This window comes from Streptococcus sp. 29892 (assembly GCF_032594935.1).
Classification (GTDB): Bacteria; Bacillota; Bacilli; order Lactobacillales; family Streptococcaceae; genus Streptococcus; species Streptococcus hyiners.
In genome coordinates this window covers 1,306,210-1,323,618 of record NZ_CP118734.1, presented here as the reverse complement: position 1 = coordinate 1,323,618, position 17,409 = coordinate 1,306,210, and the positions used below count along the sequence as shown (strand labels likewise).

Annotated in this window: 15 protein-coding genes; 14 read left to right on the top strand and 1 reads right to left on the bottom strand. The window is 43.0% G+C overall.

What is annotated here, in order from left to right; genetic code table 11:
* Window positions 1-16 precede the first annotated feature (16 nt).
* The 8 genes from PW220_RS06595 (at window position 17) to PW220_RS06560 (ending at window position 8,644) form a co-directional block, all read left to right on the top strand.
* Window positions 17-856, top strand: a complete 840-nt coding sequence (locus PW220_RS06595; RefSeq protein WP_248055070.1) for a DNA/RNA non-specific endonuclease — start codon at window positions 17-19, stop codon at window positions 854-856.
* The gene (locus PW220_RS06590) at window positions 849-1,622 is read left to right on the top strand and encodes a hypothetical protein (protein WP_105124185.1); all 774 of its coding nucleotides are present in this window, start codon (window positions 849-851) and stop codon (window positions 1,620-1,622) included. Before PW220_RS06595 ends, PW220_RS06590 begins: the two co-directional genes overlap by 8 nt.
* Before the next feature lie 260 nt (window positions 1,623-1,882).
* Entirely contained in the window at window positions 1,883-2,926 is a 1,044-nt protein-coding gene (pheS, locus tag PW220_RS06585) for a phenylalanine--tRNA ligase subunit alpha (RefSeq protein WP_024378481.1), read from the top strand.
* A gap of 316 nt (window positions 2,927-3,242) precedes the next feature.
* Window positions 3,243-3,764, top strand: coding sequence for a GNAT family N-acetyltransferase (locus PW220_RS06580; protein WP_248055226.1), 522 nt, complete (start codon window positions 3,243-3,245; stop codon window positions 3,762-3,764).
* Between the two features lies 1 nt (window position 3,765).
* Window positions 3,766-6,165 carry a phenylalanine--tRNA ligase subunit beta gene (pheT, locus tag PW220_RS06575; protein ID WP_248055071.1) on the top strand — a complete coding sequence of 800 codons (2,400 nt, stop codon included), beginning with the start codon at window positions 3,766-3,768 and terminating at the stop codon, window positions 6,163-6,165.
* A 205-nt stretch (window positions 6,166-6,370) separates the two neighbouring features.
* Window positions 6,371-6,637: a DUF2087 domain-containing protein gene (locus tag PW220_RS06570; RefSeq protein WP_248055072.1), complete on the top strand. Its 267-nt coding sequence runs from the start codon at window positions 6,371-6,373 to the stop codon at window positions 6,635-6,637.
* Between the two features lie 217 nt (window positions 6,638-6,854).
* A complete protein-coding gene (locus PW220_RS06565; RefSeq protein ID WP_248055073.1) occupies window positions 6,855-7,748 on the top strand; it encodes a DUF975 family protein in 894 nt (297 codons plus the stop codon).
* 56 nt (window positions 7,749-7,804) lie between these two features.
* Window positions 7,805-8,644 carry a DUF975 family protein gene (locus PW220_RS06560; RefSeq protein WP_248055074.1) on the top strand — a complete coding sequence of 280 codons (840 nt, stop codon included), beginning with the start codon at window positions 7,805-7,807 and terminating at the stop codon, window positions 8,642-8,644.
* Between the two features lie 17 nt (window positions 8,645-8,661).
* Here the strand turns inward: PW220_RS06560 and PW220_RS06555 are convergent, their stop codons facing one another.
* The gene (locus tag PW220_RS06555; protein ID WP_248055075.1) at window positions 8,662-9,537 is read right to left on the bottom strand and encodes a CPBP family intramembrane glutamic endopeptidase; all 876 of its coding nucleotides are present in this window, start codon (window positions 9,535-9,537) and stop codon (window positions 8,662-8,664) included.
* A gap of 113 nt (window positions 9,538-9,650) precedes the next feature.
* Here PW220_RS06555 and PW220_RS06550 point away from each other — a divergent pair, with 113 nt between their 5' ends.
* From PW220_RS06550 to PW220_RS06530, 6 genes are all read left to right on the top strand, one after another.
* Entirely contained in the window at window positions 9,651-10,262 is a 612-nt protein-coding gene (locus PW220_RS06550; protein WP_248055076.1) for a DUF3885 domain-containing protein, read from the top strand.
* A gap of 57 nt (window positions 10,263-10,319) precedes the next feature.
* A complete protein-coding gene (locus PW220_RS06545) occupies window positions 10,320-13,556 on the top strand; it encodes a helicase-related protein (RefSeq protein ID WP_248055077.1) in 3,237 nt (1,078 codons plus the stop codon).
* Between the two features lies 1 nt (window position 13,557).
* Complete coding sequence (locus PW220_RS06540; protein WP_248055078.1) at window positions 13,558-14,268, top strand: DUF4391 domain-containing protein; 711 nt, start codon at window positions 13,558-13,560, stop codon at window positions 14,266-14,268.
* A gap of 370 nt (window positions 14,269-14,638) precedes the next feature.
* A complete protein-coding gene (locus PW220_RS10370; protein ID WP_221622108.1) occupies window positions 14,639-14,731 on the top strand; it encodes a putative holin-like toxin in 93 nt (30 codons plus the stop codon).
* A gap of 416 nt (window positions 14,732-15,147) precedes the next feature.
* Complete coding sequence (locus tag PW220_RS06535; RefSeq protein ID WP_392375917.1) at window positions 15,148-15,234, top strand: putative holin-like toxin; 87 nt, start codon at window positions 15,148-15,150, stop codon at window positions 15,232-15,234.
* Between the two features lie 412 nt (window positions 15,235-15,646).
* Window positions 15,647-17,407, top strand: a complete 1,761-nt coding sequence (locus PW220_RS06530) for a site-specific DNA-methyltransferase (protein ID WP_398582937.1) — start codon at window positions 15,647-15,649, stop codon at window positions 17,405-17,407.
* Window positions 17,408-17,409 lie beyond the last annotated feature (2 nt).

The window sequence follows — 17,409 nt, the reverse complement described above, 5'->3', positions numbered from 1 at the left end:
TTTGATGGGGGATTTTATGGCGAAGAAAAATGTAAAGAAACAGGCTATGAGCCTACTAAGTTTGTTAGCTACTATTGTTGTAGTTGGTGGTGGCTACTTTTTAAATAATACGAGCAGCGACAATGCTGCAAACTATTCTTATTATGTCAATCAGTCGCAAGCAAGCGAGTTTACACCTAGCCAGGAGCTGGCTAGTTCGGTATTGACGGAGAAAGTAAGGAAACAACTTGGGAATTCCATTGAATGGAATGGAGCTGGAGCTTTTCTAATCAACGGCAATAAGACCGATTTAGATGCTTCAGTCGCTAGTGCACCTTATGGGGATAACAAGACTAAGACTGTGCAAGGAGAAACGGTTCCAACGGTAGCCAATGCCCTATTGGCTAAGTCAACACGTCAGTATAAGGATCGTGAAGCAACTGGTAATGGGCGTACATCATGGACTCCTGCTGGCTGGCACCAAATTCATGATTTGCCAGGGGAATATGATCATGCAGTTGATCGTGGACATCTGCTTGGCTATGCTTTGATTGGTGGTCTAGCTGGATTCGATGCCTCAACAAGCAATCCAAAAAACATAGCGGTTCAAACAGCCTGGTCTAACCAAGCCAATGATCCTACCTCAACAGGTCAGAATTACTTTGAAACCTTGGTACGAAAAGCTTTGGACAAGAACAAGCGTGTCCGCTACCGTGTTACCCTAATCTATGCAGAAAAAGACGACCTAATTCCCGTAGGAAGCCATCTAGAAGCAAAATCATCCGACGGTAGCTTAGAGTTCAATGTATTTGTTCCAAATGTGCAGAGTGGTTTGAGTATCAATTATCATAGTGGGGAGATTATGGTGAATGAATAAGAAATGGTTACTGCAATTTACAACAATCTTTGTTTTTTCATTTTTACTTACTGCCTGTATGGTTCCAGAATCTGCTCGGACGAACGAGGAACTCTATGTTAGAGAGGCATTAGAAGGACGTTTAGGAATAGAAGTTGTTAGGGTTGAAACAGCGAGTACCTACTGGTCGGAAGCTGGTCATTTTGAAACCTATGTCTATGTCACCGATGGTCGAATCTGGGATTTAGAGGATAATCAACGCAAGAGGTTGACTTATTCAAATACAGGTACGGAATCTGCGGATGAGTTAATGTGGGACTTGTTTGGATCAGAGCTAGTTAATAGCCGTTTTGAAGCAGGAGTCTATCCTGTCGATGAAATGATAGAAAATCTAGTGGCAAAGGAAAAACAAGAAGAAGCTCAGGCTACTTTAGATGACTGGTATATTTACACTATCTCAGAGTCTAATCTAGATATCACTCACCCTAAACCAAGCTTGGTGCAACGATTTTCAACATTAAAAGAATACTTACATTATCAAGACGGCACTTATTCGGTAGCATCAAAGGATAAGAAAGAAGTGCAAGAGCTATTTCGGATGTTAGTTGAAGAAGAGGGACTTTCCTTTGGAATTCAATTGGCTGTTGAAACAGTTGATGTAGATGCCACTATAGAAGACTATATTAATTTAGATTATGCAGCTACTCTTCCAAAAGGAACGCAAATTCAGGTGCAGAGGGGAACACGAATTGGTAACAAGCCAATTTTTGAGTATATAGTTGAGTAGTCTTTGGCGGTATTTAACTTGCTAAAATCTAGAAACTTTGGTAAACTAATACTAATCGAATAGAAGTCTGTGAGACTAGTACACCTATGGAAACTGTCCAGGGAGTTGAGCCGTGACTGTAAGCTCAATCAGTGAAAGTTGGTCGAATTCACTCACACAAGGACTTAGAAACAAGGTCTGCCTTGCAGATGAAAACGGATGGTACCGCGTGACAACGCTCCGATACGAGTGGTGTCATGCGTTTTTTTATTGGAGGAATTATGTCAAATATTGAACAACAGTTGGCTGAATTAAGCCAATCCACACTAGAAAAGTTAAAAGAAATCCAGCACCAAGGAGAGAAAGAACTACAAGACCTGCGTGTTGCGGTTTTGGGTAAAAAAGGGTCTTTGACGGATTTATTGAAAGGTTTGAAAGACCTATCTAACGAAATGAAACCAATCGTGGGTAAACAAGTCAATGAAGTTCGTGATGTGCTGACAGCTGCTTTTGAAGAAACAGCTCAGAAGGTTGCAGCAGCAAAAATCCAACAACAATTGGCTTCAGAAACCATTGATGTGACCTTGCCAGGTCGTCAGGTTAAGGTCGGAAAACGTCATGTCTTGACCCAAACTTCTGAAGAAATCGAAGATATTTTCTTGGGCATGGGCTTCCAAATCGTTGACGGATTTGAAGTGGAAAAAGACTACTACAACTTTGAGCGCATGAATTTGCCAAAAGACCACCCAGCGCGTGATATGCAGGATACCTTCTACATCACAGAAGAAATTCTTATGCGGACCCACACGTCACCTGTTCAGGCACGGACTATGGACCAGCATGATTTTTCAAAAGGTGCCTTGAAGATGATTTCGCCAGGGCGTGTTTTCCGTCGTGATACGGACGATGCGACCCATAGCCATCAGTTTCACCAGATTGAAGGTTTGGTTGTCGGTGAAAATGTATCCATGGGCGATCTCAAAGGTACGCTTGAAATGATTATCAAGAAAATGTTTGGTGAAGAGCGTCAAATTCGTCTCCGTCCATCTTACTTCCCATTTACAGAGCCATCTGTTGAGGTGGATGTTTCTTGCTTCAAGTGCGGTGGGGATGGCTGTAACGTATGTAAGAAAACAGGCTGGATTGAAATCCTCGGTGCTGGCATGGTCCACCCACAAGTATTGGAAATGAGTGGCATTGACTCAACCAAGTACTCTGGATTTGCCTTCGGTCTTGGTCAAGAACGGATTGCCATGCTTCGCTACGGTATCAACGACATTCGTGGTTTCTACCAAGGTGATGTACGATTCTCGGAGCAATTTTGATGTGAGACCTGTTTCTGATACTGAAAGTATCTAGAAACAGGACGGTAGCCGCTATGGCGGTCTACCTACTCCCCTCACTAGGTTCAAGGTTGAAAAAAATGTTGTTTTCAACCTTGAACCGTCGTAACACCGCTGGAGTAGGTGAACGGAAATCGCTATTGAGCTATTTTCCTAGCTACCTTACTAGGCTTTCAAGCAAAAAATATCGTTTTGCTTGAAATACTAGTAATCCGATAAAGTTAGTAGATTGTTGATTGAGAGAAAAGGTAGCCGCTCTAGCAGCTTACTTAACCCAGTTAGAATGAGAGGCAATGAGATGCAGATAGATTCGATACGTTTAGAAGAGGTTTCCGTTTTGCAGGAGTTGGCCAAGCAGACTTTTGCAGAGACCTTCGCTCATGACAATGATCCAGAGGAGTTGGAAGCATTCTTCGAGGAGTCTTATTCCGTGGAGGTCTTGACCCGTGAGTTGTCGGACCCCAATTGCCAGCACTATTTTCTAAGAGTAGATAATCAGATAGCTGGTTATCTTAAGCTTAACAAAGGTCCTGCCCAGACGGAGCAGGAGTTGAAAAATGCCTTTGAGATCCAGCGTATCTATCTCTTGCAGGCTTTTCAAGGTCGCGGTCTTGGGAAGGTCTTGTTTGAATTTGCTTTGGAAAAAGCAGAGCAGTCTAGTTGTGACTGGGTCTGGCTGGGAGTTTGGGAACATAATTACAAGGCTCAGAAATTCTATTCCAAATACGGATTTGAAAAATTTGGCCAGCATGAGTTTGCGGTCGGTGATAAGATTGATGTGGATTGGCTTCTGAAACGGCCTTTGCACCAGAAAGGATAATATGTTAGTAAGTTACAAATGGTTAAAAGAACTGGTTGACTTTGATGCGACAAGCCATGACTTGTCTGAAAAAATGTCAACAACAGGAATTGAAGTAGAAGGGGTTGAGCAAAAGAGTGCTGGCCTTTCTAAGTTGGTTGTCGGTCAGGTTATATCTGCTGAGCCAATTCCAGATACCCACCTCAATATCTGCCAGGTCAATGTGGGCGAAGAAATCACGCAAATCGTTTGCGGTGCTCCAAATGTGAAAGCTGGTATCAAGGTGATCGGCGCTCTACCAGGAGCTCGTATCGCTGGAAACTACAAGATTAAGAAAGGCAAAATCCGCGGCGTTGAGTCCTTGGGGATGCTCTGCTCATTGAGCGAAATCGGCGTGTCCGACTCAGTTGTGCCAAAGGTCTTTGCGGACGGTATCTACCACCTGCCAGAAGATGCAGTGGTGGGTGAGCCAATCTTTTCATACCTGGACCTGGACGACGAGATTATCGAGCTGTCTATCACGCCAAACCGTGCCGACGCCCTTTCCATGCGTGGTGTGGCTCACGAAGTGGCAGCTATCTATGACAGCAAGGTCAACTTCAAGCCAGTGGTCTTGGAAGAAAGTGACAAGAAGGCCAGCGATGTGATTGAAGTGGCTATCGAGTCAGACAAGGTGGCTGCCTACACGGCTCGTGTCATTGAAAATGTGACCATCGCACCAAGTCCACAGTGGTTGCAAAATCTGCTCATGAACGCAGGTATCCGCCCGCTTAACAACGTGGTCGACATCACCAACTACATCTTGCTCTACTTCGGTCAGCCAATGCACGCCTTTGATTTTGATAAGTTTGAAGGCAAGAAAATCGTGGCTCGCCAGGCAAAAGAGGGTGAGAACTTGGTAACTCTTGACGGCGAAGAACGTGACTTGATTGCCGATGACATCGTCATTTCCGTTGCGGACAAGGCGGTTGCTCTAGGTGGTGTCATGGGTGGTGCCAATACAGAGATTGACAATAATTCTAAAACGGTTGTTTTGGAAGCTGCCCTCTTTGACGGCAAGTCGATCCGCAAGACCTCGGGTCGCCTCAACCTTCGCTCTGAGTCCTCTTCTCGCTTTGAAAAAGGCATCAACGTAGCGACCTTGACGGAAGCTATGAATACAGCCGCTGCTATGATTGCGGAACTGGCTGGCGGTCAGGTCATGTCTGGTATCGTCGCTGCGGGCAGCGTGGATACTTCGGATGTCCCAGTCACAGCAACCATTGATTACGTTAACCGCTCGCTCGGGACTAACCTCGACTATGCACAAATCGCAGACATTTTCCGTCGTTTAGGTATGGAAACAACTGGCGATGAAAGTCAGTTTACAGTCGCAGTACCGCGTCGCCGTTGGGACATTCGCATTCCAGCAGACTTGGTAGAGGAAATCGCTCGTATTTATGGTTACAATAATCTGCCGACCACTCTTCCGAAAGAGGATGGAACAGCAGGCGAGTTGACCCTGACCCAGAACATCCGTCGCCAAGTACGTAGCCTGGCAGAAGGTACAGGCCTGACAGAAATCATTTCCTACGCCTTGACAACGCCTGACAAGGCTGTGGAGTTTGCGGCTCGTCCAACCACTGTAACCGAACTCATGTGGCCTATGACCGTTGATCGCTCTGCCCTTCGTCAAAATATGGTGTCTGGTATGTTGGAAACAGTGGCCTACAACGTGGCTCGTAAGAACAAGAACTTGGCTCTTTACGAAATCGGTAAGATCTTTGAACAGTCTGGCAATCCAAAAGAAGACCTGCCACAAGAAATCAACAAGTTTGCCCTTGTCTTGACTGGCTTGGTAGCTGAAAAGGACTTCCAAACACCAGCTGTGCCTGTTGATTTCTTCCATGCCAAAGGAATTTTGGAAGCTATCTTTGCTCATTACAAGTTGGCAGTTGACTTTGTGGCGACTAGTGAGATTGCAGCCTTGCACCCAGGTCGGACAGCTGAAATCCATTTGAATGGGGCGGTTATCGGCTTTGTCGGTCAGGTACATCCTCAAACGGCTAAGGACTACGGTATTCCTGAGACTTATGTGGCTGAAATCAATCTGGATGCGATTGAAGAAGCTCTCCAGCCTGCTCAGCCATTTACCGAAATCTCTAAATTCCCAGCGGTTAGCCGTGATATTGCCCTGCTCTTGAGCAGTGATGTCAAACATCAGGATGTCTTGGATGCCATTGCGGCTGCGGGCGTCAAACGCTTGACCAAGGTGACCCTCTTTGATGTCTATGTGGGCAGCAATATTGAGGCTGGTAAGAAGTCTATGGCTTACAACCTGACCTTCCAAAATCCTTCGGATAGCCTGACGGATGAGGAAGTGGCTAAGTACATGGAGAAAATCAGTAAGTCGCTCGAAACACTTGGAGCTGAAATCCGTTAAACTTTAGTCTTTCATTTTATCTTTTATTACTTAGACGTATGAGGAAACTCCGTTTCCTTATCTCCAACTTCAAATAATTTCAGATTATTTGAACTCGCTTTGCCGTACTCCAGTACTGTCTGCAGCTCGTTGCCTAGTACTAAAAGCAAACTGAAAGACTATACTACTAAATCCTATCCTGCGGGCTAGGATTTTTGGAGGAAGTATGAACAGTCAAGATATTCACGAAAAATTTTTCCGAGATGGGAAGTTGCTTGTCATTCCGAAAAAATTGAAAAGTAAGCAAGTTTTATTTGCCTACTTGCAGGAGGAATTGGCTAAGAAGGGCTCGACATTTACAGAAAAAGATGTCAATGCCTTTCTAGCTGAGATCTATGATGATTATGCTATTTTAAGACGTTACTTGGTAGATTATGGCTACCTATCGCGTGACCAGTATGGTTTGGAATACAGAATAGAAGAACAGAACTGATGTCATCGAGTAGAGAAAGGATGGTAATCTGATTTTATCAAATCCTAGTTTTCAGACTAGGATTTTTTGCAATTTTTTTATAGAATTTATAGAAATTTCTTGTACAAAATAGTATAATATATATAATTAAAGGCTAGTTTATCAATAGTAGGTATCAACTCAAGGAGATTTTTCCTTGCTGGTCTTAGACCCGAAGGCTAAACGAAAGGGGTAATCTATGCTAAATAGTGATATTCGTGCGAAAGCAAGAGATATTAGAAGTACAACAGATGGGATGATTTTCTTGTTTATGCCCCCCATTTTGATTTCTTTTCTCTCTACTCTGGTTACATCTTACTTGAAGCTTGCTTATGGCTGGGCTGGTATCCCTATTTTTAACAAAACGATTGAGGAATTTGGTAGTGTTCGTAGCTTTCAAATCCACCTATCTCCACCAAGCATATTTTTTAATATGGCTATAGAATGCCTGATTATCACCGCTTGTTTTCAGCTCATACGACTTGTTCGAAAAGAAGGTTGCCGTCTGACTTTCATGGATTGTTTTAACCGACTGGATGAGAAGAATATCTTCCCGCTGGTTTTAACGGTTGTCATTCGAAGAGCCTTGCTCTTTGTGTGCAGTCTACCGATTTTGATTGGAACCAGCTTGATTACTTGGGCGCTGTTAGATGAGGGAGCTTTAGGAGCTATCTATTTTGGACTACTACCAGACATCGGTGCCCTATTTCATTCTAGTAGTATGCAATTAGGGCTAGCCTTGCTCATCATAGGTGGCTTAGTGACCAGTTTTATTGGCTATGGTTTTAGTCTGGTCGAATTTCTGCTCTATGACCATGTGGCAATAGGGACCTACTCCTCACCTTTGGTCTTATTCAGACAGAGTTGGCAATTGATGAAAGGAAATAGATGGCGTTTGTTTTTGCTAGACCTGTCTTTCCTGGGCTGGTTTATCGGTATTTTCATGACTTTGGGATTGCTAGCTTTCCATGTTTATCCATATTATTGGACCTGTAGGGTCTTGTTTTATGAGGACTTGAAGGCAAAAAATCCTCTTGTCTTTAAAAGTCTTTTCTCAGAAAGTAATCGGTTTATATCATCGTCGGTGGCTTAGCTTTTACTTTAGTAGAGCGAATGGTTGAGTTGATATGTAGAGAGTTGAAAGGAGGGATGATTATGTGGATGAAGGAGAAGATGGCAGAAGCTACCCTGATCCGTGAGGAAACCCAGGGCATGACGGCCGCCTTTTCGCCTGTAGTGGTATTGTCTATTTGTCATCTTGGCGGGGGCTTATTTGTTGCCCTGCGAGGCTTTCTTCTGCTTAGGCAGGATAGCAGTCTGGTTGTAGAACGCTTGGTAGCCCATCTCTCTCTGGCCCTGGTCACTAGCTCGATATTGAATGCTATCATACACATTCTCTTTGGTCTAGCAAGCTTTCAGCTCATGTCCTTTCTCAAAGGAAAAGTAGATAAGCTTAATGTAAAGGGTAGCCTGTCCCTTTCTAGAAAGGAGTGGACAAAACCAGTTTTAATCACCCTGATTTTCCATTACTTGATTGATTTTCTAGCGGGGCTACCGCTGGTCCTAGGTATTGGCCATCTCATCGCCGGTTTGGTTTTGCATAGTTTGATGATTTTATCGCCTGGGGCAATGGCAGAGCTGGCACTTTATCATCCAAGCCAACTCTTACAGACAGGCTTCATTCTTCTGGCCCTGGGCTGTTTAATCTATTTCTTTATCCATTATCGCTTCTCCCAGACCGTATTTGTTTTATATGACCAACTAGCAGAGGACCGCTACCATCAGCCTAGAGCTGTTTTTCAAGAAAGTCAGCTATTGATGAAGGGAGCTTATTGGAAAGCTTTCTGTTTGGACTTGGCATTTTTTGTCTGGTTTATCAGTGAATGTCTGACCCTCAACCTTCTATCATTCTATGTCAGACCTTACTATCAAATCAGCAGAGCTATTTTTTATCAGGATTTAAAAGAAAGACTGTCAGCTAGTGAATAGCCGACAGTCTTTCTTCATTATTGAGCTGTGTTTTTATTTTTAAAGTAGAGGTCGTAAATCAACCAGGCGATGACAAGACCTTGGACGATGAGGCTGATAACGGATCCTTCCACACCGAAAGCACCGCCTGACAACCAGTCTGGGCCAGAGGTTTCTACTGCAATAAAGGCTTGACCAGCCTGGTTACCGCTCACTGGAAAGGCGAAGACATTTCCTTGGAAACAATTCCATGCGGCATGGATACCACCAATCACCCAGAGATTGCCTGTTTTCAACATGACCAGACAGGCCAGAATGGCAAAGAGGGTCAGGTCTAGGATAGGAATGAGGGAGATAGCATTATTTCCCAAGTGGAGAAAGGTGAAGAAGAGGGAAGAAATAAGGATACCGACAGGGATATTGTGCTTGGTAGCTAGGGAAGAAAACATCCAGCCCCGAGTGAGTAATTCTTCGGTCGTTCCCTGAACGGACCAAGCCAAGACCAGAATGAGAAATTCTCCCAGAAAGGCGGGCGAAACATGGAAGCTAGTAAACTGCACGACACCAAAGGCCCACATGAGCAAAACACAGGCTGTTAACATGGCTGCACCCAATCCCCAACCCAGTAGGAAGTCTTTTAGGGCTCCTTTTTTTATCATGCCCAGTCCAGACCAGGAGCTCTTTTCAAGAAATCTAGCCCAGAGGATAACAGCGAGGCTGATAAAGGCAAAGGAAAATAATTCCAAACTTAGTGATACAAATGGGTCATAGATGTAGTTGAAAAATAAGGTCATTATGACTATATAGCCGATAATTTCCGCTAGAATCATCAAGATAATGCCCACGATAGGCGATAGGATAAAATTGAGGTTAAAGCGTGATTTGGCTTTTTCTGAAATGAATGCTGTTTTCATATTTTTCTCCTAGTTTGTGTTTAGTACTAGTCTATCATATTTTCCTATGGAAAACTAGACAGAATTTTGATAAGCGTGATATAATGATACAAAAGTATAGAAGGAGATACATCATGCATTTACAGGATTGGCTATCAGATTTTCAATTTGGAGAACACCAATTGGTAGGTCCATTTTTTTATGCGACCCCTCTGGCGCTCCGATTTGAGATTGGTCCTGCGGAAGAGGCTGAAGAGCTACCTAGAAAAGTGTATCTGGATAGGGCTTATGCGCGTGCGGTTGAGCTTTTGGGGCGGGCTAGTTCAGCATACGACTATGTGGTTCTTTCACTGCTTCGACTGGAAGATAGGGACATCGACACTTACCTTTGGCATTTTACATCGAAATTTAACTTTGACAAGTGTCCTGAGCCTGACTTGATTGAAGTGGAGGACTGGACGGGAGAAGTGCTGGTCTATGAACGCTATCTTTTTCCGGTCGCTGACCAAGATTTGAAAGCTCTCTTGTGGGAGATTATCAAGGCTGACCATGGTGGCTTTAACTACCTTTCTGCTTCTCTTATCTTTCTATCTAGCAAGGAAAAGGTTCTGTATCATTGCTATGACGATAGGGGAGTGGATATCGCGGTGGTGGATGATGACAAGCGTCGCCAGCTTTTTACGGACTGCCATGACCTGCTTTTTGACTATGATATGGAGGAGATGGTGAGGAGGATAGAGAGCTAGAAATCCTTGTCTAAAGATGGTATACTACATCTGGAATCAACATTTGAAGGAGATTTTATGGAAATTGATAACCGACTGGTTCTCTTAGGAGATCAGTTAAAAGAACATTTAGGAAAAGGCAGTAAAGTTAAGATGGCTGCAGCAACCTTTTCCATGTTTGCTTATCAGTCTTTAAAAGAAGAGCTCGAGCAAATTGAAGAGCTGCAATTTATTTTTACAAGTCCAACCTTCACGACCAACGAAGTCGCCAAAGAATACCGCGAATATACTATACCCAAGAAACAGCGAGAATCATCTATATTTGGAGCTGAGTACGAGCTCAAATTGATGAACGAACTGACCCAAAAATCGCTTGCCAGAGAATGTGCCGACTGGGTACGTCGAAAGGCTCAGTTTAAGTCTATCAATGTCCATGAAGAAATTGACAACGGCATTCGGATTGACAACGGTCAAATCATCGCGGTTGACAAGCTGAAAAACTTTGACCGTAAGGAATTGGGCTATGAAAATTCACTTTTTAAGTCCAGTCGCAATCTCTACACAGAGCCACAAAGTTTGACCTATCTACGAAACTTTGAAGACTACTGGGAAAATGATGAATATTTCCGTGATGTGACCGAGGAAGTTTTAGAAAATCTGACCCTGGCCCATAAGGAACATTCGCCAGAGTTTCTCTACTATGTCATGCTTTATAATATCTTTAGTGAATTTTTAGAAGATGTCAATCAAGACCAACTGCCAAATGAACATGTTCAGTATAAGGAAACCAAGATTTGGAATCTCTTGTATGATTTTCAAAAGGATGCGGTCAAGTCGCTGATTTCAAAATTGGAACGATACAACGGCTGTATCTTGGCGGATTCGGTCGGTCTAGGAAAAACCTTTACAGCTCTTGCTGTCATGACCTACTATGCCTATCGAGGCAAACGGATCTTGGTTCTTTGTCCCAAAAAGTTGGAGCACAACTGGAATATGTACCGTCACGACTATGTCAACAATCCCATTTATGACCGCTATCTCCAGTATGACGTCCTCTACCATACAGACCTCAGTCGTGACAAGGGAACATCAAATGGCATTGATTTGGCACTAAATCGTTGGGATACCTATGATTTGGTGGTCATTGATGAGTCGCATAACTTTAGAAACGGTGGTTCATCTGATGCCGAGATTGAAGAAGGTCGTGAAAACCGCTATTCCCGCTTGATGAATCGGATCATCAAAAGCGGTGTACCGACAAAAGTCCTCATGCTGTCAGCTACGCCTGTCAATAACCGCTTTAATGATTTGAAAAATCAAATTGCCCTAGCCTATGAAGGCGATGCGGCACAATTTGATGCCAAATTAGATACCAAATCCTCCATCAATGATATCTTCCGTCTGGCACAGGCTGCTTATAATCAATGGGCAGAGTTACCAGCAGAATACCGTACAACAGCTGCTCTACTTGACAAACTAGACTTTGACTTCTTTAAAGTCCTTGATAGCGTGACCATTGCACGAAGCCGTAAGCATATCCGACAATTTTATGATAAAAATGCGATTGGTGATTTTCCAGAACGACTGGCCCCTAAAAACTTCTATCCAGACTTGACGGTCAATCGAAGAGATATTACTTATGAACGGATTTATGCTCTGTTAGACCAACTTCAATTAACAATCTATCAGCCAAGTCTTTTCATTCATCCCTCAAAACGTTCCCGCTATGAAAAAGCGGAAGGGCAAGGTTTGACCCAACTTGGACGGGAAACGGGGATTAAGAAACTGATGATGATTAACCTCTTGAAACGTTTGGAAAGTTCGATTGAGGCCTTTCGATATACCTTGATTGACGTGGTCAAGGCTTATGTAGACAAAACAATTCTGAGCATAGAAGAGTTTGAAGTTGCAGGTGGTGAGGGAAGTGTTCAGTTGCAAGAGTTGGCTGAAGATGATTTTGATGTCGAAGATAGCAATACAGATTTCTTTGTTGGAAAGAAATTCCCTATAAAGCTATCTGATATGGACTATTTATCCTGGAAGAGGGATTTACAGGCTGACCAAACAGTGTTGAGAGAATTAGAAGATCTGGTCAATTTAATCACACCACAGGAAGATCAGAAATTACAGACCTTGTTTAACTTGATTGATGACAAATTGGCACAGCCAATCAATCCAGATAACAAGAAAGTGATTATCTTCTCCGCCTTTGCGACGACAACAGACTATCTTTATAAAAATATTAGCCACTATCTCTTGGATAAGTATGGACTTCATACAGCCCAGATTTCAGGGACAAAAGGTTTTTCGACCACTTTGCCACTCAAAAATAAGGATTTGAACACCCTTCTGACCTATTTTTCACCGAGATCCAAGCAGAAGGACTTGCTTTATCCTGATGATCATCGGGAAATTGATGTCTTGATTGCGACAGATGTTATCTCAGAAGGTCAAAACCTGCAAGACGCTGATACCATGATTAACTATGACATTCACTGGAACCCTGTCCGAATTGTCCAGCGCTTTGGTCGGGTAGATCGTATCGGTAGTCAGAACAAATATATCCAGCTGGTCAATTTTTGGCCCAACATAGCTTTGGATGCTTATATCGATCTCAAGGCGCGTGTGGAATCCAGAATGAAAATCTCTGTATTGACTTCAACGGCTGATGACAATGTCTTGACCAATGAGGAAATCGAGGATAATAATTATCGGAAGAAACAGCTCGAACGCCTCCAGACAGAGGTCGTTGATTTGGAAGATATGAATGAGGGGATTTCCATTATGGATCTAGGTTTGGAAGACTACCGTATGGACCTGCTCAGCTATTTAGCCAAACACCCAGAGTTAGAGGCAATGCCTAAAGGTCTTCAAGCAGTGGTGCAGGCAGGGCAAGGTCAACCAGCTGGAGCCATCTTCCTCTTGAAGAATATTGCCCACCAGACCCATCTCAGTAAGAAAAATCGTCTTCACCCCTACTATCTGGTCTATATCAGTGAGCAGGGAGAGACAGTCTACTCCATTGCGGATACCAAGGCATTGCTGGAGCACCTACGCATGATTACCAAGGGCAAACATCAGCCTGAGAAAGATTTGGTGGCAACCTACAATCGTGCCACTGATGATGGCGCCAAAATGGAGCATTACTCCTACCTCTTGCAAAGAAGTCTTGAAAATCTCGTGGAGAGCGATGAAGAGACCTTCAATGAGTCCCTCTTCACATCAGATACCATTGACTTTATGGATAGCGGGGTGGACGGAAGTGATGATTTTGAACTGATGGCCTTCTTTGCCGTTTTGAAAGGAGAAGACTAAGATGCCATTTTTACCTTCTACTCAGATTCCAAGACCCAAAGTCCTCTATAAGCCTTATCAAAAAGGCAACAAGGACTTTCTAGATAATTTTGGCCTGTCTACAGCTGATAAGCAGCTCCTCCGGCAACAAATCGGCCAGATTACCGCTACCCATCAATTAGATGCCAAGACCCTCCCCATTCCAGTGGGCAAGACCATTCAGCAAATTATCGTCCTTCGGATTGACCTTTTGAGCCAGCAACTAGACCCGCACTTACTAGCAGAGCTGGACACTTATCTGGGATTTTACACTCTCTTTCATCTGGTATTTCCAGACGGGACTAGCCAGTATGTGATTCATTTTAAGGAAAAGCTGGCGCAATTGAGAGAGGGACGAAATTTTAAGATTGTTCGTCACTTTCAAACAGACAAACCTCTGGCATTGACCTACCAAGAAAGGGACTTGGACCAGTTTTATGAAAACTTGGTCAAACAGGCGGGGGAAGAAGAACTGGTCGGGGGCGGAGCTTCTATCAAAGACCAGATTGAGCAGACGGAACGCTTAGCAGCAATGGAAAAGAAAGCAGCCCAGCTCAAGAAAAAGATGTTTGCCGAAAAAGCCATGCGCAAACAAATGGAACTTCGAAAGGCCTACAAAGCCCTAGAAGAAGAAATCCAACAGTTGAGAACCAGCATTCACAGTTCAGCACCTTCATCTAAGGCTAGTTTTTAAGCTACTCATCGTTAGTTTTTTTCAAAATACAGCAAGTATTTCTTCAAAAAACTGCCTTGATTAGCTAACAACTATTACTTATACGAAAGCACTTCACAAGTGAATACAGGTTCAAAAAAATCCACAGTAAATTCTGTGGAGAATATGGTATAATAGAACAGTAGAAAAGTTCCAAAAGTGGGGCGGAAATCTATTTTGGGAGGTGGCAACTTCATTTTTGATGGAAAGTAAAACTTTCTCATCAAAAAACGCCAAAATCTAGTCATTTTGGCTAAAAGTTGCACTAATTCGATTTTTGAAAAGTATTGTTTCAAAAATCTCATGTCGATGCCAAAGACAATCAGCATCTCAATTGATTTTACTCTAACTAATGTCTGTCGCAGAGGCCCTTGGGCTGATGTTTCAGTTTGGCACGTTACTAATCGTGCTACTGACATTTATTTTTAACAATCGTAAAAAATAAAAGACAGCCAACCGCTACGAAACTTTGACCGAGTGAACTAGCAGGTTGACTGTAATCTTCATTCGTCCCGTCTTTAAAATGCTCAAACAGTCTGGGAGACTGTTTGAGGTCGTTTCTCGAAAACGGAAGGAAACGCTACTGGGATTGAGTTGGTGCTCAATCCTTTTTTCGAAACTATTATATCACAAACTAAAATCGTTTGACAAATGCTATATGAAGTTTCAGCAAACATTTAAATATAGGTAAAATCTGTGGGAAATATGGTATAATAGAACAGTAGAAAAGTGCTCCTGTATCCATAAATGGATGTAGGAGAAAGACGGTGGTTACTTTCTTTGTGAGAGGACGGTGATGCCTATGTGCAATTCATCAAAATCTGACGGAAAGGGGGTAACAATCTTTTGACAGCGTTTGAAGTGGTACAAACTTTATTGAGTTTTGGTGGTTTCACCATCGCCTTGATAGGCTTGTGCTATAAAATCTTCAAAGATGACAAAAAATAATCCGTCCCCACTTTTGAGCGAGTAGGACGGATTATTTCCGTAATATGAGCCACCGTCTTTAAAGCGGTTCTACTGGGATTGAGTTGACGCTCAATCCCTTTTTCAAAACCATTATACCACAAACTAAAATCGTTTGACAATTTTTTATCTACATCATCAAAAAAGGCTTGACAGCCTAAGAAAAGGAGATTACCATGAGCACAGCACAGCACAGCACAGCACAGCACAGCGAAAGCTTGGAGACTACACTCAAGTTGAAAAGCTAGACCTAAGTTCAAAAGATATTTTATCAGACAACATTACAAAAATTGGTCAGCTTTTTCCTGAGGTTCTAACAGAAAGTAGTGATGAAAATGGCAGATTACGACCAGCCATTGACTTTGACAAGCTACGCCAATTCCTTTCACGAGAGATTGTTGAGGGGCGGGAGTCCTATGAGTTTACCTGGGTCGGCAAACGCGGAGCGATTGCGGAGGCAGGTAAACCGACCAGCCAGACCCTCCGCCCAGATCTTGAGGAAAGTGTTGACTTTGACAAGTCTGAAAATGTCTTTATAACAGGGGACAACTTGGAAGTCCTCAAGGTCTTACAGGAGTCTTATCTGGGCAAGATTGACATGATTTACATCGATCCGCCATACAATACAGGCAAGGATTTTGTCTACTCAGATAAATTTCAGATGAGTGAGGAAGAGCTGGCAGATGAGATGGACCTGCGAGATGAGGACGGTTTGCAACGAGTGGGCTTGACCAAGAATGAAAAATCCTCCGCCCGCTATCACTCCGACTGGCTCAATATGATGTACCCGCGCCTGGTCCTTGCTCGCAACCTTCTCAAAGATAGTGGCGTTATCTTTATCTCCATCGATGACAATGAACAAGCCAACCTCAAAGCTATCTGTGATGAGATATTTGGGGAGGAGAATTTTGTTGGGGAATTTATTCGTAAAGTTATGGAGGGAGGAAAATCTGATTCTAAAGGTATTGCAATTGAACATGAGAATTGTTTGGTCTATCTTAAAAATTCTAGTACAGAGCTAAACAAGAAGCCTGTTCAAAGACAAGAACACTATAATAAAAAAGATGAGTATTTTGAGGAAAGAGGATACTATTATCTCAAACCGCTAGAAAATGGAGGTCTTGGCTATATAGAATCTTTGGATTATGCGATAGAAGGTCCCGATTTAGTTAGTATTTTTCCTGGTGGCCAGGAAGGAAATAATGGATATCGTTGGGTTTGGGGTAGAGATAAATTTTTAAAAGCCCTTAGTCTGGGAATGATTGAGTTCACAAGATCTCAAAAAGATAAAAGTAAATATAAAGTTTACTACAAAATATATGAAAAAATTGATACCGACGGTAATTATTCGGAAAAAAGATTGCCATTTGGGACATTGTATTTAGATGGCTATACTAATAGACAGGCTGTACTTGAGGTTAAAAAATTATTCGATGATCAACGTGTGTTTGATTATCCTAAACCAACTTCATTTGTGAAAGAAACGATAAAATTAGGATTAAAAAGTGAGGGAATAATTCTCGACTTCTTCGCTGGCTCCGCCACCACGGCTGATGCAGTTATGCAGTTGAACGCTGAAGACGGTGGTAACCGCAAGTACATTCTCTGTACGCTAGATGAGCAGGTGGCAGACAAATCAGCTGCCAAGGAGGCTGGCTATGAAACCATTGACCAGATTTCCCGTGAGCGGATTCGTCGGGCTGCTAAAAAGATTCAGGAAGAACATCCTGAAACAGTCGGCAAGCAAGACTTTGGTTTTAGAGCTTATAAGCTGGATACTTCAAACTTCAAGGATGTCAGCCAAACACCAGACAGCTTTAGCCAAGAAAGCCTATTTGACAGTGTTTCCAACATCAAAGACGGTCGTACAGACCTTGACCTCCTCTTCCAGATTATGCTGACCTGGGGCATGGAATTATCTCTTCCAATCGCTAAAACTCAAATTGACGGCATAGACATTTACAATGTGGCAGGTGGTGCCTTGATAGCCTGCTTTGCAGATGAGATTTCAGAAAGCGTCCTCCGCCAAATCGCCAAAGAAGAGCCGCTTCGTGCGGTCTTCAAGGATGAATCTTTTGCCAACTCCGCAGCCAAAATCAACCTAGGTCAAATCTTCAAAGAAGAAGCCCCAAATACCAAAGTGAAGGTGGTGTAGGG